Here is a 21,866-nt window from a genome sequence, read left to right on the forward strand (position 1 = left end):
GAATCGAATACAAGACACTTGAATGTGTTTGTGTTGTGTTTACTGTTCTTAATAAATAAGAGCAGATAAACATTGAGAACTTTTAATTTGATTAACTCTTAGAGTTAATCAGTCAGCTTTCCAAATTGTTAAAGAGCAAGAGTTTCAAAGTGTTAAACTTTTAACCCATTTTTAAACACACTCGTAAGAATGCTTAAAGATGGTGGGCGATACCGGGCTCGAACCAGTGACCCCCTGCTTGTAAGGCAGGTGCTCTCCCAACTGAGCTAATCGCCCATAAAAGTTTTAATTCCTTATGGAAGGAATGGTGGAGCTATGCGGGATCGAACCGCAGACCTCCTGCGTGCAAGGCAGGCGCTCTCCCAGCTGAGCTATAGCCCCATATTTTTATTTCCTTGGGAGGAAATGGTGGGTCGTGCAGGATTCGAACCTGCGACCAATTGATTAAAAGTCAACTGCTCTACCAACTGAGCTAACGACCCAATGGTATCCCGTAGGGGAGTCGAACCCCTGTTACCGCCGTGAAAGGGCGGTGTCCTAGGCCTCTAGACGAACGGGACACTGGATTGAAGAACTTGGGAGTTCTTCGTCTCTTTTACTTTCTAAACCGTATCAATCTGTGTGGACACTTATCGTGAATATCTTCGTATAAGGAGGTGATCCAGCCCCAGGTTCCCCTAGGGCTACCTTGTTACGACTTCACCCCAGTCATGAACCACAAAGTGGTGAGCGTCCTCCCGAAGGTTAAACTACCCACTTCTTTTGCAGCCCACTCCCATGGTGTGACGGGCGGTGTGTACAAGGCCCGGGAACGTATTCACCGTAGCATTCTGATCTACGATTACTAGCGATTCCGACTTCATGGAGTCGAGTTGCAGACTCCAATCCGGACTACGACGCACTTTTTGGGATTCGCTTACTCTCGCAAGTTCGCCGCCCTCTGTATGCGCCATTGTAGCACGTGTGTAGCCCTACTCGTAAGGGCCATGATGACTTGACGTCGTCCCCACCTTCCTCCGGTTTATCACCGGCAGTCTCCCTGGAGTTCCCGACATTACTCGCTGGCAAACAAGGATAAGGGTTGCGCTCGTTGCGGGACTTAACCCAACATTTCACAACACGAGCTGACGACAGCCATGCAGCACCTGTCTCAGAGCTCCCGAAGGCACACCTGCGTCTCCGCTGGCTTCTCTGGATGTCAAGAGTAGGTAAGGTTCTTCGCGTTGCATCGAATTAAACCACATGCTCCACCGCTTGTGCGGGCCCCCGTCAATTCATTTGAGTTTTAATCTTGCGACCGTACTCCCCAGGCGGTCTACTTAACGCGTTAGCTCCGAAAGCCACGGCTCAAGGCCACAACCTCCAAGTAGACATCGTTTACGGCGTGGACTACCAGGGTATCTAATCCTGTTTGCTCCCCACGCTTTCGCATCTGAGTGTCAGTATCTGTCCAGGGGGCCGCCTTCGCCACTGGTATTCCTTCAGATCTCTACGCATTTCACCGCTACACCTGAAATTCTACCCCCCTCTACAGTACTCTAGTTCACCAGTTTCAAATGCAGTTCCGAGGTTGAGCCCCGGGCTTTCACATCTGACTTAATGAACCACCTGCATGCGCTTTACGCCCAGTAATTCCGATTAACGCTCGCACCCTCCGTATTACCGCGGCTGCTGGCACGGAGTTAGCCGGTGCTTCTTCTGTTGCTAACGTCAAGAGATGCCGCTATTAACGACACCCCCTTCCTCACAACTGAAAGTACTTTACAACCCGAAGGCCTTCTTCATACACGCGGCATGGCTGCATCAGGCTTTCGCCCATTGTGCAATATTCCCCACTGCTGCCTCCCGTAGGAGTCTGGACCGTGTCTCAGTTCCAGTGTGGCTGATCATCCTCTCAGACCAGCTAGGGATCGTCGCCTTGGTGAGCCATTACCTCACCAACTAGCTAATCCCACCTAGGCATATCTTGACGCGAGAGGCCCGAAGGTCCCCCTCTTTGGCCCGTAGGCATTATGCGGTATTAGCCATCGTTTCCAATGGTTATCCCCCACATCAAGGCAATTTCCTAGGCATTACTCACCCGTCCGCCGCTCGACGCCGTTATCGTCCCCCGAAAGTTTAGATAACTCGTTTCCGCTCGACTTGCATGTGTTAGGCCTGCCGCCAGCGTTCAATCTGAGCCATGATCAAACTCTTCAATTTAAGATTTTGGTGACTCAATGAATACTGATTACATTCTCTTCGCTTAATAAAAAGCTAAGTAATGTTGAATTGACTGTGCCGAATCTTACGATTCGAATTGGTCACTCAGTTCATTGAAATCAAGTTGAAACCGAAGTTTCATTTTTGATATTCATCAACGAGTGCCCACACAGATTGATAGGTTTAAATTGTTAAAGAGCTTTTCCTTTTTGAGCTTCGCTCAAATCGGACGGCCATTTTAGCGATTTAAGTTTTAGTGTCAACCACTATTTTCAAAACTTTTTTCAAGCGCTTGGCTTGGCTAATTTGGCTTGCTGATTCGTTTTGGTTTCCTAAGAAGCCATCCCGTGTCAGCGAGGTGGCATTATAGAGATCAGCGTCACGTTGGCAAGGCCTTTTTTAAGTTTTTCTTACTTTTTTGATTGTTCGAGCGTTTTTTGTTCAAAACACGCCGTTTTCACTAGTATTCTCCACGATTAAAGGCTTAAGGTGCCTATATAAAGGAGGATTTATGAGTTCAATTCGTAGTTATAAAGGTATATCACCTCAGCTCGGGCAAAGTGTCTATATAGATACAAGCTCAGTACTTGTTGGTGATATCAAAATCGGTGATGACTCTAGTGTATGGCCTTTAGTCGCAGCTCGAGGAGATGTGAACCATATCCATATTGGCGATAGAACCAATATCCAGGACGGCAGTGTTCTCCATGTTACCCATAAGAATGCAGAGAAGCCTGAGGGTTACCCTCTATTAATAGGCAATGATGTCACGATCGGTCATAAAGTAATGCTGCATGGCTGCACAATTAAAGATCGCGTACTCGTAGGCATGGGTGCTATCGTATTAGATGGTGTGGTCGTCGAACAAGACGTGATGATTGGTGCAGGAAGTTTGGTTCCACCTAACAAGGTTCTTGAAAGTGGTTATCTATATGTAGGAAGCCCAGTTAAACAAGCACGTCCACTGAATGATAAAGAACGTGCTTTCTTACAGAAATCAGCTGACAACTATGTTCAGAATAAAAACGACTATCTAAACTCTGTGCTTCCCGTTTAAAGCGCTTTGATCTGAATGCGATTAGAGGAGTCATACTCCTCTTCTTCTATTAGCTCTTCCGCTAACTCTTCAATATCAAAGCGAAGCTCTGAAAAGACAGCCAAAGCTTGTTCGCCGCCTTCGATGTCTTTACATGATAGTCGTGACAACTCTTCAATCGACACTACACACTCAATCAATGCTCCTGATTGTTGCGCTGGAAAAACAATAGATTGACTCTCTTCATCCCAGTCTTGGGTATCTGGAAATAGGATTGATTGGTTCATTTTTATAAATACCTTGTTATATCTCTAGGTTCTTACGCAACTCTCTTAAAATCTGTTTTGTGCCTGGGCGAAGACCACGCCACAACATAAAACTCTCAGCCGCTTGTCCTACTAGCATACCCAAACCGTCGTAAGCAGCATGAACACCATTATCTAATGCCCATTGGTTGAATACCGTATTGCCTGAGCCATAAACCATGTCGTAGACGACACTATTACTATTAAAGATAGTTGGAGAAACTTCTGGTAGTTGACCACTTAGACCTGATGATGTTGAGTTAATAATGACATCAAAGCCTTCGTCCACATCACTTAGCCCCATCCCTTTTATGTTTCCATGCGCAGCAAACATTTCAGCTAACAATTCAGCTTTTGAACTGGTGCGATTAGCCACCACTAATTGCTGCGGCTTTTGATCAAGCAGAGGTTGAATCACTCCTCTTGCTGCACCACCAGCCCCAAGCAGGAGAACTCGAGTTCCCTCTAATACCACTTGGTGTTGAAGCAAATCTTGAACAAGCCCCTCACCATCGGTGTTATCACCAATGATTTCTCCATCATCTAACTTCTTAAGAGTATTTACGGCACCAGCTAGTTGAGCTCTTTCAGTCAATCGATTAGCAAACTGATAAGCGTCTTCTTTGAAGGGTGCGGTGACGTTACATCCTCTTCCACCTTCACTAAAAAAGGCTTTGGCCGAGGTAATGAACTGGCCATGTTCTGGCTGTAGTGCTGTATAGGTAAGTTGTTGGTTAGTTTGGCGAGCAAATAACGTATGGATGAATGGCGATTTGCTTTGCCCAATAGGGTTACCGAAAACGGCATAACGATCTACTTGCTGTGTCATATCCTTACCTAACAGAAATTATAAAAAGGGTCATCTATATAGATGACCCTATCACTATCCCTATAAGGAAGGAAGAACTACCAAGCTCGAGGTTTTAGGTAGTCGCTATAAAGCAACGCTTCTGGTGACCCTACTTGAGGTTCGTAACGGTATTCCCAACGTGCCAATGGCGGCATAGACATCAAGATAGACTCTGTGCGCCCGCCACTTTGTAGGCCAAACAAAGTGCCACGGTCATAGACTAGGTTGAATTCAACGTAGCGACCACGGCGATAAAGCTGGAAGTCACGTTCACGCTCACCATAAGGTGTCTCTTTACGACGCTCAACAATAGGTAGGTATGCCACAGCATAGCCTTCACCAACTGCTCGCATGTAAGCAAAGCTCTTTTCAAAGCCCCACTCATTTAAGTCATCAAAGAACAGACCACCAACACCACGCGTTTCATCGCGGTGAGGTAGATAGAAGTACTTATCGCACCACTCTTTGTGTTCTTGATACACGTTATCACCAAATGGCGCACACAGGTCTTTAGCGGTTTGATGCCAAGACTGGCAATCTTCATCGAAAGGATAGAATGGCGTTAAATCGAAACCACCACCGAACCACCAAATAGGGTCTTCGCCTTCTTTTTCGGCAATAAAGAATCGAACGTTAGCATGAGAGGTTGGGATATAAGGGTTTTTAGGGTGGATAACTAACGATACGCCCATTGCCTCAAACTTACGTCCGGCTAATTCTGGGCGATGAGCCGTTGCTGAAGCTGGCATTGCCTTACCTGCAACGTGAGAAAAGTTTACACCACCTTGTTCAAAGACCGCACCGTCAGTCATAACACGAGTACGACCACCGCCACCAAGGCGATCGCCAGGTTCGCGTTCCCATGCATCTTCTTTAAATAGTGCGCTACCATCAGCTTGTTCAAGCTGTTGGCAAATCGAATCTTGTAGGCTCAGTAAAAACTGCTTTACTGCTTCTTTATCAATTGCTGACATTTTACTTTCCTTTGCAGGGTTTAACCCTGTCTTAATATTTTCGACGTTTTTGCATCTCTGATTTCGCTTGGCTTGTCACGACCACCCGTTTTCCCTTCAAGAATCGCAACCAAGTGTTGGCCAAGTTGCTGTTGTACTTCTTCAGTCGTCATACAAGGTGGTTCGCCCGTCAGGTTAGCACTGGTAGAGGTTAACGGCTTACCGAATTCATTACACATTCTTTGAACCAAAGGGTGATCCGTCACTCGCACAGCGATTGAATCAAACTGACCACTCACCCAATCAGTCACTTTAGCACTGGTTGGCATTATCCAAGTGACCGGTCCTGGCCATGTTGCTTTAACCGTCGCAAGCTGCTCACCGGTCAGTTGGCTTTCATCAATATAAGGAAGCAGCTGCTCGTAACTTGCAGCAATCAAGATCAAGCCCTTTTCAACTGGACGCTGTTTTAACTCGAGTAATTTCTTGATGGCATGTGGATTATCAGGATCACAACCAACCCCAAAAACGCCTTCGGTCGGGTAAGCAATGACTTCGCCCTGTTGTAATGCCTGCAATGTATGTTGAAAGTTATCCACGGGTTGCCTCATTAAGTCAGTTATCGAACTCGCTAAGTGTACAAATTATCACTCACTGTTACTAAAGCTATTTGTTTATAAAATGTATCAATTGGCAATTTAGACTGACGCAAACGTTTTCCTTGGGCGGTTTTACCCGTATAATGCGCGCAAAATATCTAATCACTAATTAAATCGTACCTGAAGGAGTTTGAGATGACTGTCGGTATTATCATGGGTTCTAAATCTGATTGGCCAATAATGAAGCTAGCTGCGGACATGTTGGATCAGTTTGGCGTAGCGTACGAAACAAAAGTGGTTTCAGCTCACCGCACACCTCAGTTGCTTGCAGACTACGCAACCAGTGCGAAAGAGCGCGGTATTAAAGTCATTATTGCTGGTGCTGGCGGTGCAGCTCACCTACCAGGCATGGCAGCAGCTTTCACAAGCGTACCTGTACTTGGTGTTCCAGTTCAGTCTAAAGCGCTGAAAGGCATGGATTCTCTGCTTTCTATCGTGCAAATGCCAAAAGGCATCGCAGTTGGTACTCTAGCTATCGGTGAAGCGGGTGCAGCGAACGCTGGCATCCTAGCTGCTCAAATCATTGGTACACACAATGAAGAAGTAATGGCAAAAGTAGAAGCATTCCGCTCTGAGCAAACAGAAACGGTACTTGCTAATCCAAACCCTGCAGAGGACTAATTCCCATGCATGTTCTTGTGTTAGGCGCGGGCCAACTTGCTCGCATGATGTCCCTCGCTGGGGCACCGCTGAATATTGAAATTTCTGCTTTTGATGTTGGCAGCAAAAATATTGTTCATCCATTAACGCAAGCGATTCTAGGCAACGGCTTAGAAAATGCGATTGAGCGCGCGGACGTGATTACTGCTGAGTTCGAACACATCCCTCATGATGTGCTTGAAGTATGTGAGCGCAGCGGTAAGTTCTTACCGACCACAGAAGCCATCAAAGCTGGCGGTGACCGTCGCCTCGAAAAAGCGCTGTTAGACGAAGCGAACGTGAAGAACGCTAAGTACTACGTGATTAACTCTCGCGAAGACTTTGACGCTGCAATTGCTCATGTTGGCCTACCGATGGTGTTGAAGAGCACACTTGGCGGCTACGATGGCAAAGGCCAGTGGCGTTTAAAAACATTAGACAGCGTTGAAGCAACTTGGACAGAAATGGCCGAGTGCATTGCTGCAACCGACAATCAAGCAATTGTGGCAGAAGAGTTTGTTCCGTTCGACCGTGAAGTATCACTAGTTGGTGCTCGTGGAACTAATGGAGAGGTTCAAGTTTACCCATTGGCAGAAAACGTTCACACCGATGGCGTATTAAGCCTATCGACCGCAATTGATGATATTGAGCTGCAAGAACAAGCGAAAGCCATGTTTACCGCGGTTGCTGAGCGCCTAGATTACGTTGGCGTGCTAGCACTTGAGTTCTTTGACGTTCAAGGTTCACTGCTGGTTAACGAGATTGCACCACGTGTGCATAACTCAGGACACTGGACACAGCAAGGTGCTGAGACTTGTCAGTTTGAGAATCACCTTCGTGCGGTCTGTGGAATGCCACTAGGTAGCACCAAGCTGATTCGTCCAACCGCAATGATCAACATCCTTGGTGAAGATACTCTACCTGACGCTATTTTGGCTCAAGGCGGTTGTCATATTCATTGGTATGGTAAAGAGAAACGAGCAGGCCGTAAGATGGGTCACATTAACGTGAGCGCAGACTACAACGCCGAACTGCAAAGAACATTATGTTCTCTGGCTGATATTCTCGACAAAAAAGCTTATCCAGCTATTCATGAATTTGCTGAGCAGATGAAATAAGCCAACATGGCTTTGTTAGTTTAGATACAAAAAATGGCGCTCAGTGAGCGCCATTTTTATCTCTATAACCTGAGGCTATTCAGATTGAATGTGGTGACATTTGCGGTCGGCACATTGCTTTTTCATCCCTTGAGCTGTTTTCCTCTCAAGCAACAGCGGGAACTGACACACTTCACAACGACCGATAATAGGCGGCTGATTTACTGCAAACTTACACTTAGGGTAGTTATCACATGCGTAGAAAGTTTTGCCGTAGCGAGATTTACGCTCGACCAAATGGCCTTTGCCACAATCAGGACAGCCAACCAACGGCTGCTCTTCAGATTGTTCTTTGGGCTGGTCTAAAGATTCGATGTGATTACACGCAGGGTAGCTGCTACAACCAATAAACATGCCATAGCGACCTTGCCTCAACACCAGCTCGTTTTGGCATTTAGGGCACGGTACACCCAGCTCTTTAACTACATGGCCATCGTTTTGGTGCAAAGGCTTGATGTAGTCGCAACTCGGATATTGCTTACAGCCTAAAAACGGACCGTGCTTACCATGGCGAAGCTGAAGCTCTCCGCCACACTGTGGACACGGTTCATGTTCTAGTGCATGTTCATGTGCTGAAAAAAGCTGATTATCAATCTTACTACTCATGATAAGCCTGTATTAATGCAAGATACCTTGCTCTTTGGTGTACAACAGCTCTTCCATTTGCGTGTAAGCACTTTCATTACCCGGTACGTTAAACAGCACCATTAGGATAATCCACTTCAGATCATCCAACTCAAATTCATTGGTCTCTAACCCCATCACACGATCAATCACCATTTCACGGATCTCTGTCGTGAGGACGTTGATCTGCTCAAGGAACAACAAGAAACCGCGACACTCCATATTAATACGTGATATCTCTTTACTTGTATAAACACGCATCGAGGTATTGGAGCACATAGTAATCGCCGCTTGGTTATCGGTGTCTTGCAGTGCAGCAAGATCTTCTAACCAATGGAGAGCCTTATAAATATCATCTTGGTGAAACCCTGCTCGAAGAAGTTCATCTTCAAGTTCGTCTTGATCCACCTGCAATTCAGAATCGCTATGGATGTAGGTTTCAAACAAGTACATCAGTATGTCCATCATCATAGCTAGCCTCTCCCCTTTCGAATATAGCCACCGGAAACTGCAACAACATGCCCTGAGAGCTCAAGCTCTAAAAGCTGCATCATGACTTCATGCACAGGTATATGGGTTCTCTGTGCCAAAATATCAACGGGTGTCGCCTCTAATCCTACGTTAGCTAACAGATGTGGAAATGGCAATTGTTCATTTTCCTCCAAGCTTGGCGCAGGTTCGAATAAATTAGGCTGTTGGTCTATAGACCAGTCTAACAGACTCTTTATTTCAACCAAGACATCTTGAGCACTCTGTACCAAGCAAGCACCAGCTTTGATTAAGCTATTGCCTCCACGACTCGTTGGGCTATGGATAGAGCCTGGAAGCGCGAATACTTCACGCCCTTGCTCCAAAGCGTAGCGAGCGGTAATTAGTGAACCACTCTTCTCTGCAGCCTCGATCACCAAGGTTCCTAACGATAAGCCACTAATAATACGATTGCGACGCGGGAAATGTTCAGGTCGCGGTTTGGCACTTGGACGAAACTCTGAGATTAGCGCCCCACTTTCACATATCCTAGCCGCGAGGTTTCTGTGTCTCGCAGGATAAATAGAATCCAAGCCAGAGCCTAGCACAGCAAAGGTTTCGCCTCCTTTTTCTAACGCACCATCATGAGCATAGCCATCGATACCTAAGGCTAAACCGCTGGTGACAATCAAGCCATTTTGTACAAACTCTTTGGCAAATGATTTCGCAGTCTGTAAGCCTTCGATGCTGGCATTACGGCTGCCGACCATAGCAATTTGAGGCTCTATCAGCTTTTCAACATTACCTTTGACGAAAAGCACTGTGGGTGCTGAAGCTATCTCACTCAGCAATTTAGGATAGTGTAGGCAACTCGGAGTAAGGATGTGATGGTTGGATTGTTTAGCCTGCCAAGCGAGACAAGCCTCTACCTCTCTTGGGGCTTGATCTCGTAGATAAGCGATTTGTTTAGTTGATAAGCCCAATGCCTGCAGCTGTTGCCCTGAGTAACCAACAATGTTTAAAGGAGAATCAACACTCAGTAGGCGAGCAAGACGCTTTCCACCCAGTTGCGGAATAAAGCTTAACGTTAACCAAGCGATCAATTGCTGTTCATTCACTCGCTTCCCTCTTCCGTCACAGCTAGATCCAAAGGAGATATCGCTAGAATGTCATTGCTTACTGGCTTTGAACTTTGAGTGATCAGGGCGAGGCTAAAATACTCATAAGCTCGAATGACCATAAGGCTGCCCAGTGAGGTACTTGGTAGCTGCACTTTATTACTCGCTGAAGACTCTTTGTAGCTGTATTCACCTTGTTTGCCGAACACAACCGCACCACTTTCTCTGAGGGTAAACATGGAGCCTTGGCGAAGATTGTCATGCGAGCCCTTGTTGATCACAACTACCTGATTTTTCGCACTGTATTGATTACCCTCGAGAGAACCTAAAATATTGGCAAACTGCCCCGCAGCACTGGGAGTTGGATAGAAGGTGGTAGAAAGATTAACTTGGTCGACGTCCAGATCTGGCAATACTAGATCGTTAAGCAGAACTTCTTGCAGCTGAGTCTCTATCTGTAAGCTACTGAACTCAGCATCCACTTCTTTTAAGCGTGCAGTGGCAACTAAGCGCAAAGAAGTGATACTCGCTTGAGGATGCTGCCTTTGATAAGTTTCAACGGCGCGGTAAATACCCCACTTAGGGTGCTGCTGGTTTCCAGATATGAATAATCGGTCTTCCCCAGACAAGAAGCGTTTTCCATCGCTTGTTCCCAACACTCGTTGCGCCGATTCAATATCTTGTTGCTCAACCAAGCGATCAGACTGCAAATAAGGCAAAACCAACCCCTCATTGACAGTAGGCACTGCTTTCTTCTCAGAGACACGAATCTTAGGGCTGAGTTTGATAACCGGCTTGAGGCTCAACACAGGTTCGCCATTAATCCAAACCAAAGACAGTTTGTCTCCGGGATAAATAAGGTGAGGATTTTCTATCTCTGGGTTCACCTGCCATAACCTTGGCCACAACCAAGGGCTATCGAGATACATTGCTGAGATATCCCACAAGGTGTCGCCCTTAACCACCACATAGGCTTCAGGCGCACCTCGCTTAATGGTTAAAGGTTACTCACTATTTTCTGCCACCACGACAAAAGAAATTGAGGAAAAAACAAGCGATAAAGTGGAGTAAACATGACGCATGACCTAGCTTCCTTGGTCTGTATATTTGGAGAATTACCATCAGGATGCTGTCATTTGACCTCTAAAATGTCTAGAATTGAGCCAACAAGGTTAAAGCTGTTTCGGCACAGTTCAATATTTCGAGTGTATATGTCTGTATTACAAGTATTAACATTACCAGATGATCGTCTACGTACCGTGGCGAAACCGGTAAAAGAAGTTACCCCAGAGATTCAAAAGTTCGTTGATGACATGATTGAAACCATGTACGACGAAGAAGGTATCGGCCTTGCGGCAACGCAGGTAGATTTCCACCAGCGTATCGTAGTCATTGATATTTCAGAAACGCGTGATGAACCAATGGTTCTTATCAACCCTGAAATTATCGAGAAGCGCGGCGAAGATGGTATCGAAGAAGGTTGTCTATCTGTACCTGGCGCTAGAGCTCTAGTACCTCGCGCTGCAGAAGTAACGGTTAAAGCACTAGACCGTGACGGCAACGAATTCACCTTCGACGCTGATGACCTTCTGGCTATCTGTGTTCAGCACGAGCTTGACCACCTAGAAGGCAAGTTATTTGTTGATTACCTATCGCCACTTAAGCGTAAACGTATTCAAGATAAGCTAGCGAAAATCAAACGCTTCAATGAGAAGCAAGGCAAATAATCGCAGCTATTAGTAAATTAAGAAGGAAGCCTACCTTGAGTCAGTCTTTAAGAATTGTCTTCGCAGGTACTCCGGATTTCGCCGCCCGTCACTTGGCGGCGTTGTTGTCTTCGGAGCATGAAGTAATTGCGGTTTATACTAACCCAGATCGCCCTGCAGGCCGCGGAAAAAAACTATCTGCGCCACCAGTAAAACAACTCGCACTTGAGCACGAAATTCCGGTTTATCAACCAGAGAACTTCAAGTCAGATGAGGCTAAGCAAGAATTGGCAGCCCTTAATGCCGATATTATGGTAGTGGTCGCTTATGGTATGTTGCTACCACAGGTGGTACTTGATACACCTCGCTTAGGTTGTATCAATGTACATGGCTCTATCCTACCGCGCTGGCGTGGTGCTGCTCCGATCCAACGCTCTATCTGGGCAGGTGATAAAGAAACTGGCGTTACGATCATGCAGATGGATATCGGCCTAGACACAGGTAACATGCTGAGTATCGCGACGTTACCAATCGAAGCAACAGATACTAGTGCATCGATGTACGAGAAGTTAGCGGGCCTTGGCCCTGACGCTCTAGTTGAGTGTTTAGCCGACATCGCTTCAGGTAAAGCAGTCGCTGAAAAGCAAGACGATGAGCTTGCGAACTATGCGAAGAAGCTAAGCAAAGAAGAAGCACGTATCAACTGGAGTGATGACGCGGCTCATATTGAGCGCTGCGTTCGTGCTTTTAACCCATGGCCAATGAGCCACTTTGAAGCTGCAGAAAACAGCATCAAGGTATGGCAAAGCCGTGTGGCAGAGCAAACCTCTGATAAGCCTGCAGGTACCATTCTGCAAGCCGATAAAACTGGTATCTATGTAGCAACAGGGCAAGGTGTACTTGTTCTTGAACAGCTACAAGTTCCAGGCAAAAAAGCCATGTCAGTTCAGGATATCTTGAACTCTCGTGCAAGCTGGTTTGAAGTTGGAACTCAACTTTCTTAACCGCTTTAAAGCTGCCATAACGCAGCTTAGAAAACCTTTACGAGGGCAGAGATGCCCTCATGTATTTAAATAAATATTCGGTACCCCTCATGAATGTTCGCGCTGCTGCTGCAAATGTCCTATTTCAAGTTGTCGATAAAGGCCACTCTCTTTCACACGCTCTCCCTGCGGCTCAAAAAACGATCCGCCCGCGAGACCACGCTCTACTGCAAGAGATTTGCTACGGCGCACTTCGTTACCTGCCTCGTCTAGAGTCAATCGCTAACGAACTGATGGAAAACCCGCTTAAAGGTAAAAAGCGTGTATTCCACCACCTGATTCTGGTAGGCATTTACCAACTAAGCTTCATGCGCATCCCTTCGCATGCAGCTGTTGCGGAAACGGTTGAGGGCACCAAAACACTGCGCGGTCCAAGCCTAAGTGGTTTGATCAACGCAGTATTACGTAGCTACCTACGTGACCAAGAAGAGCTGGATGAAAAAGCCGTTAGCCACAACGCGGGCAAATACGGGCACCCAAGCTGGATTCTAAAAATGCTTCAAGAGAGCTACCCAGATCAATGGGAGCAATTGATTGAAGCCAACAACAGCAAGGCACCAATGTGGCTGCGTGTAAACCGCCAACACCACACTCGTGACGAGTATGTTGAACTGCTTAAAAACGAAAACATTGAATACACCCTGCACTCAGAAGCAGCGGATGCAATAAAATTGGCTTCACCTTGTGATGTAACTTTATTGCCAGGCTTCGACAAAGGTTGGGTTTCAGTACAGGACGCAGCGGCTCAGCTTTCGGTTGATTACCTAACACCAAAAGACGGTGAGCTGATCCTAGACTGTTGTGCAGCACCAGGCGGCAAGACAGCGCATATTCTTGAGCACACTAACGACACTGAAGTGGTTGCGATTGACTGTGATGTTAAACGCCTAGACCGCGTTTACGATAACCTTGAACGTCTACAACTGCGTGCCGACGTAATTTGTGGCGATGCTCGCTACCCTGAAGAGTGGTGGATGGGCGATAAGTTCGACCGTATCCTACTTGATGCGCCTTGTTCTGCGACTGGCGTAATCCGCCGTCACCCAGACATCAAATGGCTGCGTCGTGCATCGGATATAGAAGCACTAGCGGAACTGCAAAGTGAGATCATGGATGCAATGTGGCGCCAGCTGAAAGAAGGCGGCACCATGGTTTACGCAACATGTTCTATCACACCACAAGAGAACGTTCTGCAGGTGAAAGCATTCCTAGAACGTACTGAGAACGCAACGCTAGTTGGGTCTGATATCGAAAATCCGGGTCGTCAAATACTGCCTGGTGAAGAAGATATGGATGGCTTCTACTACGCAGTTCTAGTAAAACAGGCATAACAAGTAACAGCGGCTAAGAATTTTATTTCTTAGCCGCTGTTTCTTTCTGGTGCACTATCAAAGCAAAATGAGAGCACTAGAATTACAACGGCAAAAATAAGAGAAAGGCTATGAAGATCATTATCCTAGGTGCTGGACAAGTAGGCGGTACCCTTGCTGAAAACCTAGTGGGTGAAAACAATGACATCACGATCGTCGACCGTAATGCCGACCGACTGCGTGAACTTCAAGATAAATATGACCTTAGGGTTGTAAACGGCTATGCCAGCCACCCAAACACATTACGTGAAGCGGGTGCGCAAGATGCCGACATGCTAGTTGCAGTAACCAACATGGATGAAACCAACATGGCCGCGTGTCAGGTTGCCTTCTCTCTTTTTAATACGCCAAACCGAATTGCACGTATTCGTTCTCCAGAATATCTAGAAGAGAAAGAAGCGCTGTTCAAATCAGGTGCAATTCCTGTCGATCACCTGATCGCACCAGAAGAACTGGTGACCAGCTACATTGAGCGTTTGATTCAATACCCAGGCGCACTACAAGTGGTGAGCTTCGCAGAACAGAAGGTCAGCCTAGTGGCGGTAAAAGCCTACTACGGTGGTCCACTGGTTGGTAATGCCCTATCTGCTTTGCGTGAGCACATGCCACACATCGATACACGTGTGGCGGCTATCTTCCGTCAAGGTCGCCCTATTCGCCCACAAGGCACCACCATCATTGAAGCCGATGATGAAGTGTTCTTTGTAGCGGCAAGTAACCATATCCGCTCAGTAATGAGTGAGCTACAGCGCCTAGAAAAACCGTACCGCCGCATCATGATTGTTGGTGGTGGTAACATCGGTGCAAGCCTAGCGAAACGCCTTGAGCAGAGCTACAGCATCAAGCTTATCGAGCGTAGCTACACACGTGCAGAGAAGCTATCTGAAGAATTAGAAAACACCATCGTATTCTGTGGTGATGCAGCAGACCAAGAGCTACTCACCGAAGAGAACATCGATCAGGTTGATGTATTCATTGCCCTAACCAATGAAGATGAAACCAACATCATGTCGGCAATGCTGGCTAAGCGTATGGGTGCCAAAAAAGTAATGGTACTGATTCAGCGCGGTGCTTACGTCGACCTTGTGCAAGGTGGTGTGATTGACATTGCAATCTCCCCACAACAAGCGACCATTTCTGCGCTACTTACTCACGTTCGTCGTGCTGATATTGTTAACGTATCTTCTCTACGTCGCGGTGCTGCTGAGGCTATCGAAGCGATTGCCCACGGTGACGAAACCACATCGAAAGTCGTTGGTCGAGCGATTGGCGATATAAAACTACCACCGGGTACCACCATTGGTGCCATTGTTCGCGGAGAAGAGGTGCTGATCGCGCACGATAGAACCGTGATCGAACAAGATGACCACGTTGTAATGTTCCTAGTAGACAAGAAATACGTGCCTGATGTTGAGTCTCTTTTCCAACCGAGTCCGTTCTTCTTGTAGTCTTGTTCTCATAAGTCTTCACGTAACAACGCGCTTAGGCATTAAGCTATGGTCAATTTTCGTCCGATATTATTAGTGATAGGGTTAGTGTTATCAAAACTGGCCCTTTTCATGTACATCCCAACACTAGTGGCCTTCTTTACTGGCACAGGTGGTTTTCTCGAATTCGGTCAATCAGTGGTGATCACGCACATCGTGGCGTTCATCTGCTTGAGTTTAGGCCGCTCTGCTAAGTTCAGACTTGGGGTGCGGGATATGTTCCTGATCACCTCCCTGGTATGGACAATAGCCAGTGCCTTCGCTGCGCTGCCGTTCGTATTCATAAACCACATCAGCTTTACTGACGCTTACTTTGAAACCATGTCGGGGATTACCACGACAGGTTCAACAGTATTGAGTGGCTTAGACGGCATGGCACCAAGCATCCTACTGTGGCGCTCGATATTGCAATGGCTTGGCGGCATTGGCTTCATCGTAATGGCGGTGGCGGTACTGCCGATGCTTAACGTCGGTGGTATGCGCCTATTCCAAACTGAATCTTCCGACTGGTCCGATAAAAGCAGCCCACGAGCAAAAACAGTCGCCAAGAACATCGTAGCAGTTTATCTAGTATTAACGGGCTTATGCCTAGTGAGCTACCTGTTTGCAGGCATGAGCGTGTTTGATGCCATCAACCACTCGTTTACCACACTATCGACTGGCGGTTACTCAACCTCAGACGGTTCGATGAACCACTTCTCGAACAGCGCTCACTGGGTTGGCACAGTGTTCATGTTCCTTGGTGGCTTACCATTCCTACTTTTCGTTAGCGCACTGCGTGGTAGAAAACTGTCTATCCTCTACAAAGATGCTCAAGTGAAAGGCTTCACCTACCTGTTTTTATTCACCAGCGCGGTAATTTCAGCATGGCTAGTAGTGAGAGATGGCTACACCGTTTTGGATGCACTGCGTGTTTCTATGTTCAACATCGTATCCGTGGTCACCACTACCGGTTTTGGTTTGGAAGACTTCACAGCATGGGGCGCACTACCAACCACCTTGTTTGCCTTCTTGATGATGGCTGGCGCATGTTCAGGCTCAACCTCGGGCGGCATCAAGATATTCCGCTTCCAGATAGCGATGACGATGCTTCACAAACAGATGATGAAGTTGATTCACCCATCAGGCGTATTTGTTCAACGCTACAATCAACGTCCTGTGAGCGACGATATCGTGCGCTCATTGGTAGCATTTGGTTTGATGTTCTTTATTACGATTATCTTGATCGCTGGCGGTTTGAGTGCGATGGGATTGGACCCAATCACCAGTATCTCTGGTGCAGTGACTGCAGTTGCTAACGTGGGTCCGGGAATGGGTAGTGTTATTGGTCCAACAGGTAACTTTGCTCCACTGCCAGACGGCGCTAAATGGTTACTAAGCTTCGGCATGTTGATGGGAAGACTCGAGATCCTGACGCTTATCGTTTTATTCTTCCCAGCCTTCTGGCGACGCTAGTTACCCAAATACTTAAGGATATAGAGATGAAATCATACCTACTTATCGCAAGCGCACTGCTGAGCAGTTCGGCATTGGCCGATCAGATGGTGACTCTGCAAGATGGCAAACAGATATTGCTGAAAGATGATTTCACGTGGCAATACGTGGTACCACAGCAGCAAACAAAAGAAGCAGTAACATCAAAGAGCACGGTGCCTGTTGCTGCCGCACCTGTTGTCGCCGTTCCGATTGCAACGAATGTGCAAGGTACGACGATTGTTGTAGATAGCAAGAAGCCAAGCCTACAGCTGTCACAATCAGGGGTTGATGTGGTACTCGGTGCTAGCCACTATGAAGATGGTGAGCTTATTATCCCAACGGCGATTACCAATCAAAGCACACAAGCTGTGATCTTGGTGTCGGTAAAGCTCGACCTGTATTCTGCCAGCGGTGAGCTTTTAGAAGAGAAGACGGTCGCCGTTTGGAAATCAATCAAGCGTATGGCAAATACCTACCTTCGACCAAAAACGGATTCTGAAGGCACCCCTATCAAGCTAGAGGTTGAGCAACATCCTGAGTACCAAATTAAAGCAGAAATCGTTGAAGTACTGACTCGCTAAACCGGAGTCACATACAGATAGATCGCGAAGAAGTGGCAAGCGCAGCCCGCCAATACAAACAAGTGCCAGATGGCATGATTGTAAGGGATGCGTTTTGCTACGTAGAAAATCACACCTAACGAGTAAATCACGCCACCGAGTGCTAGTAGCACCAAGCCGCCCATCTCAATATTCATCGCCAGTTGATACACCACGATCAATGACAACCAGCCCATAGCTAGGTAAGTCACCAATGACAAGCGCTTAAATCGGTAGACGAAGGCTATCTTCATAATGATGCCGGCCAGCGCAATTCCCCAAATCACCGCCATCAATCCAATGGCTAATGGCGTTCTTAAGCTAACCAGTAAGAATGGTGTGTAGCTGCCCGCGATCAGTAAGTAAATCGCGCAGTGATCGAGAGTTTTCAGCAGACGTTTGGTTTTCTCGGTGGTGATAGAGTGGTAAAGCGTAGAAGCAAGAAACAGCAGAATAATACTGCTGCCATACACCGCCATACTGGCAATCGTCAGTGTGTCGGCTTGATGGTCAAACGCACGGATCAGTAGCAGGATTAGACCAACCACGCCAAGTACAACGCCTAAGCCATGGGTTATCGCATTGGCGCGTTCTTCGATGTCACTGTATTCGCTCGCCGATGATGCAGACATGATTATCCTACTAGAGTAAATGTTCGATAACGCTAGTATTACACATTAAGAGTACACGTGTAAGCTTAAATTTTTATGACATGTAGAACCTAAAGAGATCGGAGACAACCGATACCTTAAGCATCATTTATTTAGAAAGCACTAAGACGCGCTTTCTAAATACTCAATGACCATCTTACCCGCCTCTTCTGGGGAGGTATCGAGTGGCACGCTCAACTGTCGATGCAATTGGCCAATGCCTAGCAAGCTTGCCAACATACCTTTTGCACCATCGCGATTACGGTCTATTTCAAACCATAGCTTAAGCTCTTTCTCATCTCGATGAGCTACCACTTCCAGCTCGCGCCATCGGCCATGATAAGGCCCAGTAGTTGGAACAAACTCAAACTCTTGAACAAATGGTAGTTCAAAGCCATCAACCGCTTCACACTCAACCTGACGAATACGCAGCCCTTGAGCTTCCAGTCCGTTAAAAATGCCATCAAGGAGTGCATCAGGGCGAACCGTTAGGATATCTTTATCCGAGGGATCAATCGCCATCGCTATGTCTAACCCGGTTTCCAGCCACACCTTGGAATCGCCAATCGTCACCGGTGTGTTCAACGGAACATCAAACTCACACTCAAAGTCGCGAGTTTCACCCGGCTGAATCACAAACGCGTATGGCAGGCTCCATTTTGCTAGTGAGTATGTCTGCTGCATGCGGCGTGTTTGGCCGCCCTCTTGCCTTTGCGAGTTCATGGTGACTTCTTTGACGTAACGACAGCACAGATTAAGATCGATATTGTCGATCTCCTGCGGCTGGGCGCCACCATACACATGCACAATAATGCTAGCCTTCTGCCCTGGGTACAGCACTTCCTGTTGCAATACCGAATCGACCTTAGCCGACCCAATACCAAAACTTGCTAACGTTTTCTTTAAGAACGACATATGCACCTCCTTTAAAGCATCATCTTAAGCCTGAAAGAGGTTCAAACTCAAATATACTGCTCACACAATTTTAGCTCTAATATCGTCTATTTATAACTCAAGCGTCGATCGATAACTGAGATAGTGATAATCTAATACTCGATATGCATGCATATCATTATCCTGATTTACTATTCGGATTGGCGGAAGCCAGACGAGTGACTCTTCAAGCAATTGAGGCGGATCTCATAGTGAATCAGGCCATTAGATTGGCAATGGATATGCCTGACCGTTAGGTAAATTAATGCGCCCAACAGCTGTCAGGTTCTCGCACACCAACCGTAGTGCGATGCGTCGTCGTAGTGGCTTTGTTGCTGCTCCAACGGCAAAAAAATTGGCTCCTACAATGACTTTAGTTGAGAAGACTGCTTTATTAGCACCGACTACAACAAAAGTAATTAAAGCCGCTTAACAAAAAGCGCAGTTTTTACTGCGCTTTTTTCTTGCCCGGCATACTCTGGAAATGCGTTTACACGTTGGTATTCCTTAACCGATTTGATACCTTAACCACAAATCATTATAAAATTTGTGGAGAATAAAGTATGAAGTGTCACCGCATAGAAGAACTGCTTGAGCTGATGGAACCTGAGTGGCAAAAAGATCAAGAGCTTAACTTATTAGAGTTCATCATTAAGCTGTCAAAAGAAGCAGGCTACGATGGCAAGCTTGAAGACCTGACTGATGATATACTTATCTACCATCTGAAAATGCGCAACAGCGAAAAAGATGAAATGATTCCTGGCCTGAAAAAAGACCAAGAAGACGATTTCAAAACCGCAATCCTAAAAGCACGTGGCCTGCTCTAATCATCTCTATGTGTTAAAACGCCATTGCGTTATAGATAGATAGCTCAATTTAAAAAAGCGACCACTCGGTCGCTTTTTTGTTTCTGTTCGCTATTTTTTCGTCACAACTGTTATGACTTTTGTTGTTAAAGGTTGATTGCGTTAAAGAAATGAGAACAAGATTGTCGTTATAATCGCCACCCATAAGGGTCTTCTAAAATAATAAGAGTGAGTGCTCTTTCAGCCTTGCACCAAGCTTAAGCTTAGATCCTCTAACATCATATTTTTAAAGCAATGTCGTCAATACTCTCGAAGAAGAGTATAGCCACCAAAAGGATAGTCCATGAGTCAGGATAAAATCGATATCAAAGATGTGACTCCTAAAACCTTTAACCCTAAGACACATAAAGGTAATGGAGATCGATTTAACCCAAGTAACCGAATCTATGTTCGAGAAAGCAAAGGTAAATTCCAACAATTACGCCGCTACGGTGGTTGGTTCTTACTTTTACTTTTTGCGCTGATCCCATGGATTCCATTTGGTGAGCGACAAGCAATCTTGCTCGATATCGGTAGCCAGCAGTTCAACTTCTTCGGCACCACGTTATATCCGCAAGATCTCACCCTACTTGCGATCTTATTTATGATTGCCGCCTTTGGCCTGTTCTTTATCACCACCTTTTTAGGCCGTGTGTGGTGTGGTTACCTGTGCCCGCAAACCGTGTGGACCTTCATGTACATCTGGTTCGAAGAGAAACTGGAAGGTGCTGCCAATAAGCGAAGAAAGCAAGATTCTGGCAAGTTGACCACCAATCTGATGATCAGAAAAACCATCAAGCACATTGCATGGTGGGCAATTGCTATCGCGACCGGTTTAACCTTTGTTGGTTACTTCATCCCAATCAAAGAGCTAGTGGTTGGTTTCTTTACCTTTAACTCTTCGTTCTGGCCTGTGTTCTGGGTACTGTTCTTCGCAGGCTGTACTTATGCCAACGCTGGTTGGATGCGTTCAATTGTGTGTCTGCACATGTGTCCTTATGCTCGCTTCCAATCTGCGATGTTTGATAAAGACACTTTCATCGTAGGCTACGATAACAAGCGTGGTGAGAGCCGTGGCCCTCGTTCTCGCAAGGCGGATCCAAAAGCGCTTGGTCTTGGCGACTGTATTGACTGTAACTTGTGTGTGCAAGTGTGTCCGACGGGCATTGATATCCGTGACGGCCTGCAATACGAATGTATTAACTGTGGTGCGTGTATTGATGCTTGTGACAAGACCATGGAGCGTATGGGCTATGACAAAGGACTGATTAACTACACTACGGAGCATAGGCTTGAAGGACGATCGACTAAAGTAATGCGTCCTAAGCTATTGGGCTATGGTGCAATACTTGTTCTTATGCTTGGCTTGTTCTTTGTACAAATCGCTAGCGTCGACCCAGCAGGATTAAGCGTTCTGCGTGATAGAAACCAACTGTTCAGAGTCAACACTCAAGGGCTAGTTGAAAACACCTATACCCTCAAAGTGATCAATAAGACTCAACAAGAACAAGAGTACAAGCTCGAAGTCAACGGATTACCAGGTGCAATTTGGTACGGCAAGCAGACCGTGACGGTTGCTCCGGGCGAGGTTTTGAACCTACCTATCAGTTTAGGTGCCGATCCTGAGAAACTGAGCTCACCTGTTTCGACTATTCAGTTTATACTCTCGGATAATGAAGAGTTTACGATGGAAGTAGAAAGCCGCTTTATCAAGAAGCTCTGATACTAATCACACACGATTGGTAT

General features: G+C 46.5%; 21 protein-coding genes, 4 tRNA genes, 1 rRNA gene and 1 pseudogene. 12 read left to right on the plus strand and 15 right to left on the minus strand.

The window, feature by feature from the left end; genetic code table 11:
• Positions 1-200: 200 nt before the first annotated feature.
• The 5 genes from BTO10_RS19840 to BTO10_RS19860 all read right to left on the minus strand — a co-directional run bounded on the left by BTO10_RS19840 (position 201) and on the right by BTO10_RS19860 (position 2,202).
• Positions 201-276 (minus strand) — tRNA-Val (locus tag BTO10_RS19840).
• A 29-nt stretch (positions 277-305) separates the two neighbouring features.
• A tRNA-Ala gene (locus BTO10_RS19845) sits at positions 306-381 on the minus strand.
• A 25-nt stretch (positions 382-406) separates the two neighbouring features.
• Positions 407-482 (minus strand) — tRNA-Lys (locus tag BTO10_RS19850).
• A 2-nt stretch (positions 483-484) separates the two neighbouring features.
• Positions 485-560: transfer RNA gene (locus tag BTO10_RS19855), tRNA-Glu, on the minus strand.
• 89 nt (positions 561-649) lie between these two features.
• Positions 650-2,202 (minus strand): 16S ribosomal RNA (locus tag BTO10_RS19860).
• 511 nt (positions 2,203-2,713) lie between these two features.
• Between BTO10_RS19860 and BTO10_RS19870 the strand changes: the two genes are divergently transcribed.
• Positions 2,714-3,259: a gamma carbonic anhydrase family protein gene (locus BTO10_RS19870; RefSeq protein ID WP_105025627.1), complete on the plus strand. Its 546-nt coding sequence runs from the start codon at positions 2,714-2,716 to the stop codon at positions 3,257-3,259.
• Here the strand turns inward: BTO10_RS19870 and BTO10_RS19875 are convergent.
• The 4 genes from BTO10_RS19875 to BTO10_RS19890 all read right to left on the minus strand — a co-directional run bounded on the left by BTO10_RS19875 (position 3,256) and on the right by BTO10_RS19890 (position 5,945).
• Positions 3,256-3,525: a DUF1488 family protein gene (locus BTO10_RS19875; RefSeq protein WP_105025628.1), complete on the minus strand. Its 270-nt coding sequence runs from the start codon at positions 3,523-3,525 to the stop codon at positions 3,256-3,258. The two genes, BTO10_RS19870 and BTO10_RS19875, sit on opposite strands and share 4 nt — an antisense overlap.
• 16 nt (positions 3,526-3,541) lie before the next feature.
• The gene (gene aroE / locus BTO10_RS19880) at positions 3,542-4,372 is read right to left on the minus strand and encodes a shikimate dehydrogenase (protein WP_105025629.1); all 831 of its coding nucleotides are present in this window, start codon (positions 4,370-4,372) and stop codon (positions 3,542-3,544) included.
• 77 nt (positions 4,373-4,449) lie between these two features.
• Positions 4,450-5,367: an oxygen-dependent coproporphyrinogen oxidase gene (gene hemF, locus BTO10_RS19885; protein ID WP_105025630.1), complete on the minus strand. Its 918-nt coding sequence runs from the start codon at positions 5,365-5,367 to the stop codon at positions 4,450-4,452.
• Positions 5,368-5,387: 20 nt separating this feature from the next.
• Entirely contained in the window at positions 5,388-5,945 is a 558-nt protein-coding gene (locus BTO10_RS19890) for an L-threonylcarbamoyladenylate synthase (RefSeq protein WP_004739350.1), read from the minus strand.
• A 195-nt stretch (positions 5,946-6,140) separates the two neighbouring features.
• Here BTO10_RS19890 and purE point away from each other — a divergent pair, with 195 nt between their 5' ends.
• Entirely contained in the window at positions 6,141-6,626 is a 486-nt protein-coding gene (gene purE / locus BTO10_RS19895; RefSeq protein ID WP_105025631.1) for a 5-(carboxyamino)imidazole ribonucleotide mutase, read from the plus strand.
• Positions 6,627-6,631: 5 nt separating this feature from the next.
• On the plus strand, positions 6,632-7,762 hold the full coding sequence (locus BTO10_RS19900) for a 5-(carboxyamino)imidazole ribonucleotide synthase (protein WP_105025632.1): 1,131 nt from the start codon (positions 6,632-6,634) through the stop codon (positions 7,760-7,762).
• 75 nt (positions 7,763-7,837) lie between these two features.
• On the opposite strand, the gene BTO10_RS19905 is transcribed toward BTO10_RS19900, so the two are convergent.
• The 4 genes and pseudogenes from BTO10_RS19905 to BTO10_RS19920 form a co-directional block, all read right to left on the minus strand.
• On the minus strand, positions 7,838-8,407 hold the full coding sequence (locus BTO10_RS19905; protein ID WP_105025633.1) for a DNA topoisomerase family protein: 570 nt from the start codon (positions 8,405-8,407) through the stop codon (positions 7,838-7,840).
• Positions 8,408-8,419: 12 nt separating this feature from the next.
• On the minus strand, positions 8,420-8,896 hold the full coding sequence (locus BTO10_RS19910; protein ID WP_029235095.1) for a DUF494 family protein: 477 nt from the start codon (positions 8,894-8,896) through the stop codon (positions 8,420-8,422).
• Positions 8,897-8,898: 2 nt separating this feature from the next.
• Positions 8,899-10,011, minus strand: coding sequence for a DNA-processing protein DprA (gene dprA, locus BTO10_RS19915; protein WP_105025634.1), 1,113 nt, complete (start codon positions 10,009-10,011; stop codon positions 8,899-8,901).
• Positions 10,008-11,093 (minus strand): annotated as a pseudogene (locus BTO10_RS19920) (LysM peptidoglycan-binding domain-containing protein). Before BTO10_RS19920 ends, dprA begins: the two are co-directional and overlap by 4 nt.
• A gap of 129 nt (positions 11,094-11,222) precedes the next feature.
• Here BTO10_RS19920 and def point away from each other — a divergent pair.
• The 6 genes from def (at position 11,223) to BTO10_RS19950 (ending at position 17,674) form a co-directional block, all read left to right on the plus strand.
• Positions 11,223-11,738: a peptide deformylase gene (def, locus tag BTO10_RS19925; protein WP_004739338.1), complete on the plus strand. Its 516-nt coding sequence runs from the start codon at positions 11,223-11,225 to the stop codon at positions 11,736-11,738.
• A 35-nt stretch (positions 11,739-11,773) separates the two neighbouring features.
• Positions 11,774-12,721, plus strand: a complete 948-nt coding sequence (gene fmt / locus BTO10_RS19930) for a methionyl-tRNA formyltransferase (protein WP_105025635.1) — start codon at positions 11,774-11,776, stop codon at positions 12,719-12,721.
• Between the two features lie 89 nt (positions 12,722-12,810).
• Positions 12,811-14,091 carry a 16S rRNA (cytosine(967)-C(5))-methyltransferase RsmB gene (rsmB, locus tag BTO10_RS19935; protein ID WP_004739334.1) on the plus strand — a complete coding sequence of 427 codons (1,281 nt, stop codon included), beginning with the start codon at positions 12,811-12,813 and terminating at the stop codon, positions 14,089-14,091.
• Positions 14,092-14,201: 110 nt separating this feature from the next.
• Entirely contained in the window at positions 14,202-15,578 is a 1,377-nt protein-coding gene (gene trkA / locus BTO10_RS19940) for a Trk system potassium transporter TrkA (RefSeq protein WP_004739332.1), read from the plus strand.
• Between the two features lie 48 nt (positions 15,579-15,626).
• Complete coding sequence (locus BTO10_RS19945) at positions 15,627-17,072, plus strand: TrkH family potassium uptake protein (RefSeq protein WP_102425180.1); 1,446 nt, start codon at positions 15,627-15,629, stop codon at positions 17,070-17,072.
• A 26-nt stretch (positions 17,073-17,098) separates the two neighbouring features.
• A complete protein-coding gene (locus BTO10_RS19950; RefSeq protein WP_105025636.1) occupies positions 17,099-17,674 on the plus strand; it encodes a DUF3157 family protein in 576 nt (191 codons plus the stop codon).
• Here BTO10_RS19950 and trhA read toward each other — a convergent pair.
• Both trhA and BTO10_RS19960 read right to left on the minus strand, forming a co-directional pair.
• Positions 17,671-18,324, minus strand: coding sequence for a PAQR family membrane homeostasis protein TrhA (gene trhA, locus BTO10_RS19955; protein ID WP_105025637.1), 654 nt, complete (start codon positions 18,322-18,324; stop codon positions 17,671-17,673). The two genes, BTO10_RS19950 and trhA, sit on opposite strands and share 4 nt — an antisense overlap.
• 141 nt (positions 18,325-18,465) lie before the next feature.
• Positions 18,466-19,257, minus strand: coding sequence for a sporulation protein (locus tag BTO10_RS19960; protein WP_004739325.1), 792 nt, complete (start codon positions 19,255-19,257; stop codon positions 18,466-18,468).
• 283 nt (positions 19,258-19,540) lie between these two features.
• Here BTO10_RS19960 and BTO10_RS23555 point away from each other — a divergent pair, with 283 nt between their 5' ends.
• The 3 genes from BTO10_RS23555 (at position 19,541) to ccoG (ending at position 21,843) form a co-directional block, all read left to right on the plus strand.
• A complete protein-coding gene (locus tag BTO10_RS23555; protein WP_004739323.1) occupies positions 19,541-19,708 on the plus strand; it encodes a hypothetical protein in 168 nt (55 codons plus the stop codon).
• Positions 19,709-19,838: 130 nt separating this feature from the next.
• On the plus strand, positions 19,839-20,102 hold the full coding sequence (locus BTO10_RS19965; RefSeq protein ID WP_004739321.1) for a YihD family protein: 264 nt from the start codon (positions 19,839-19,841) through the stop codon (positions 20,100-20,102).
• Positions 20,103-20,424: 322 nt separating this feature from the next.
• Positions 20,425-21,843 carry a cytochrome c oxidase accessory protein CcoG gene (ccoG, locus tag BTO10_RS19970; RefSeq protein ID WP_004739319.1) on the plus strand — a complete coding sequence of 473 codons (1,419 nt, stop codon included), beginning with the start codon at positions 20,425-20,427 and terminating at the stop codon, positions 21,841-21,843.
• The last annotated feature ends 23 nt before the right edge of the window (positions 21,844-21,866 follow it).

Origin of the sequence: Vibrio chagasii (assembly GCF_002954585.1) — a bacterium.
In the GTDB taxonomy this organism is placed as follows: domain Bacteria; phylum Pseudomonadota; class Gammaproteobacteria; order Enterobacterales; family Vibrionaceae; genus Vibrio; species Vibrio chagasii_A.

What these genes read in the sequence shown, in the direction of transcription:
- BTO10_RS19870 (WP_105025627.1), top strand. Translation starts at nt 2,714, where the DNA reads ATGAGTTCAATTCGTAGTTATAAAGGTATATCACCTCAGCTCGGGCAA.
- BTO10_RS19875 (WP_105025628.1), bottom strand. Translation starts at nt 3,525, where the DNA reads ATGAACCAATCAATCCTATTTCCAGATACCCAAGACTGGGATGAAGAG.
- aroE (WP_105025629.1), bottom strand. Translation starts at nt 4,372, where the DNA reads ATGACACAGCAAGTAGATCGTTATGCCGTTTTCGGTAACCCTATTGGG.
- hemF (WP_105025630.1), bottom strand. Translation starts at nt 5,367, where the DNA reads ATGTCAGCAATTGATAAAGAAGCAGTAAAGCAGTTTTTACTGAGCCTA.
- purE (WP_105025631.1), top strand. Translation starts at nt 6,141, where the DNA reads ATGACTGTCGGTATTATCATGGGTTCTAAATCTGATTGGCCAATAATG.
- BTO10_RS19900 (WP_105025632.1), top strand. Translation starts at nt 6,632, where the DNA reads ATGCATGTTCTTGTGTTAGGCGCGGGCCAACTTGCTCGCATGATGTCC.
- BTO10_RS19905 (WP_105025633.1), bottom strand. Translation starts at nt 8,407, where the DNA reads ATGAGTAGTAAGATTGATAATCAGCTTTTTTCAGCACATGAACATGCA.
- BTO10_RS19910 (WP_029235095.1), bottom strand. Translation starts at nt 8,896, where the DNA reads ATGATGATGGACATACTGATGTACTTGTTTGAAACCTACATCCATAGC.
- def (WP_004739338.1), top strand. Translation starts at nt 11,223, where the DNA reads ATGTCTGTATTACAAGTATTAACATTACCAGATGATCGTCTACGTACC.
- rsmB (WP_004739334.1), top strand. Translation starts at nt 12,811, where the DNA reads ATGAATGTTCGCGCTGCTGCTGCAAATGTCCTATTTCAAGTTGTCGAT.
- trkA (WP_004739332.1), top strand. Translation starts at nt 14,202, where the DNA reads ATGAAGATCATTATCCTAGGTGCTGGACAAGTAGGCGGTACCCTTGCT.
- BTO10_RS19945 (WP_102425180.1), top strand. Translation starts at nt 15,627, where the DNA reads ATGGTCAATTTTCGTCCGATATTATTAGTGATAGGGTTAGTGTTATCA.
- BTO10_RS19950 (WP_105025636.1), top strand. Translation starts at nt 17,099, where the DNA reads ATGAAATCATACCTACTTATCGCAAGCGCACTGCTGAGCAGTTCGGCA.
- trhA (WP_105025637.1), bottom strand. Translation starts at nt 18,324, where the DNA reads ATGTCTGCATCATCGGCGAGCGAATACAGTGACATCGAAGAACGCGCC.
- BTO10_RS19960 (WP_004739325.1), bottom strand. Translation starts at nt 19,257, where the DNA reads ATGTCGTTCTTAAAGAAAACGTTAGCAAGTTTTGGTATTGGGTCGGCT.
- BTO10_RS23555 (WP_004739323.1), top strand. Translation starts at nt 19,541, where the DNA reads ATGCGCCCAACAGCTGTCAGGTTCTCGCACACCAACCGTAGTGCGATG.
- BTO10_RS19965 (WP_004739321.1), top strand. Translation starts at nt 19,839, where the DNA reads ATGAAGTGTCACCGCATAGAAGAACTGCTTGAGCTGATGGAACCTGAG.
- ccoG (WP_004739319.1), top strand. Translation starts at nt 20,425, where the DNA reads ATGAGTCAGGATAAAATCGATATCAAAGATGTGACTCCTAAAACCTTT.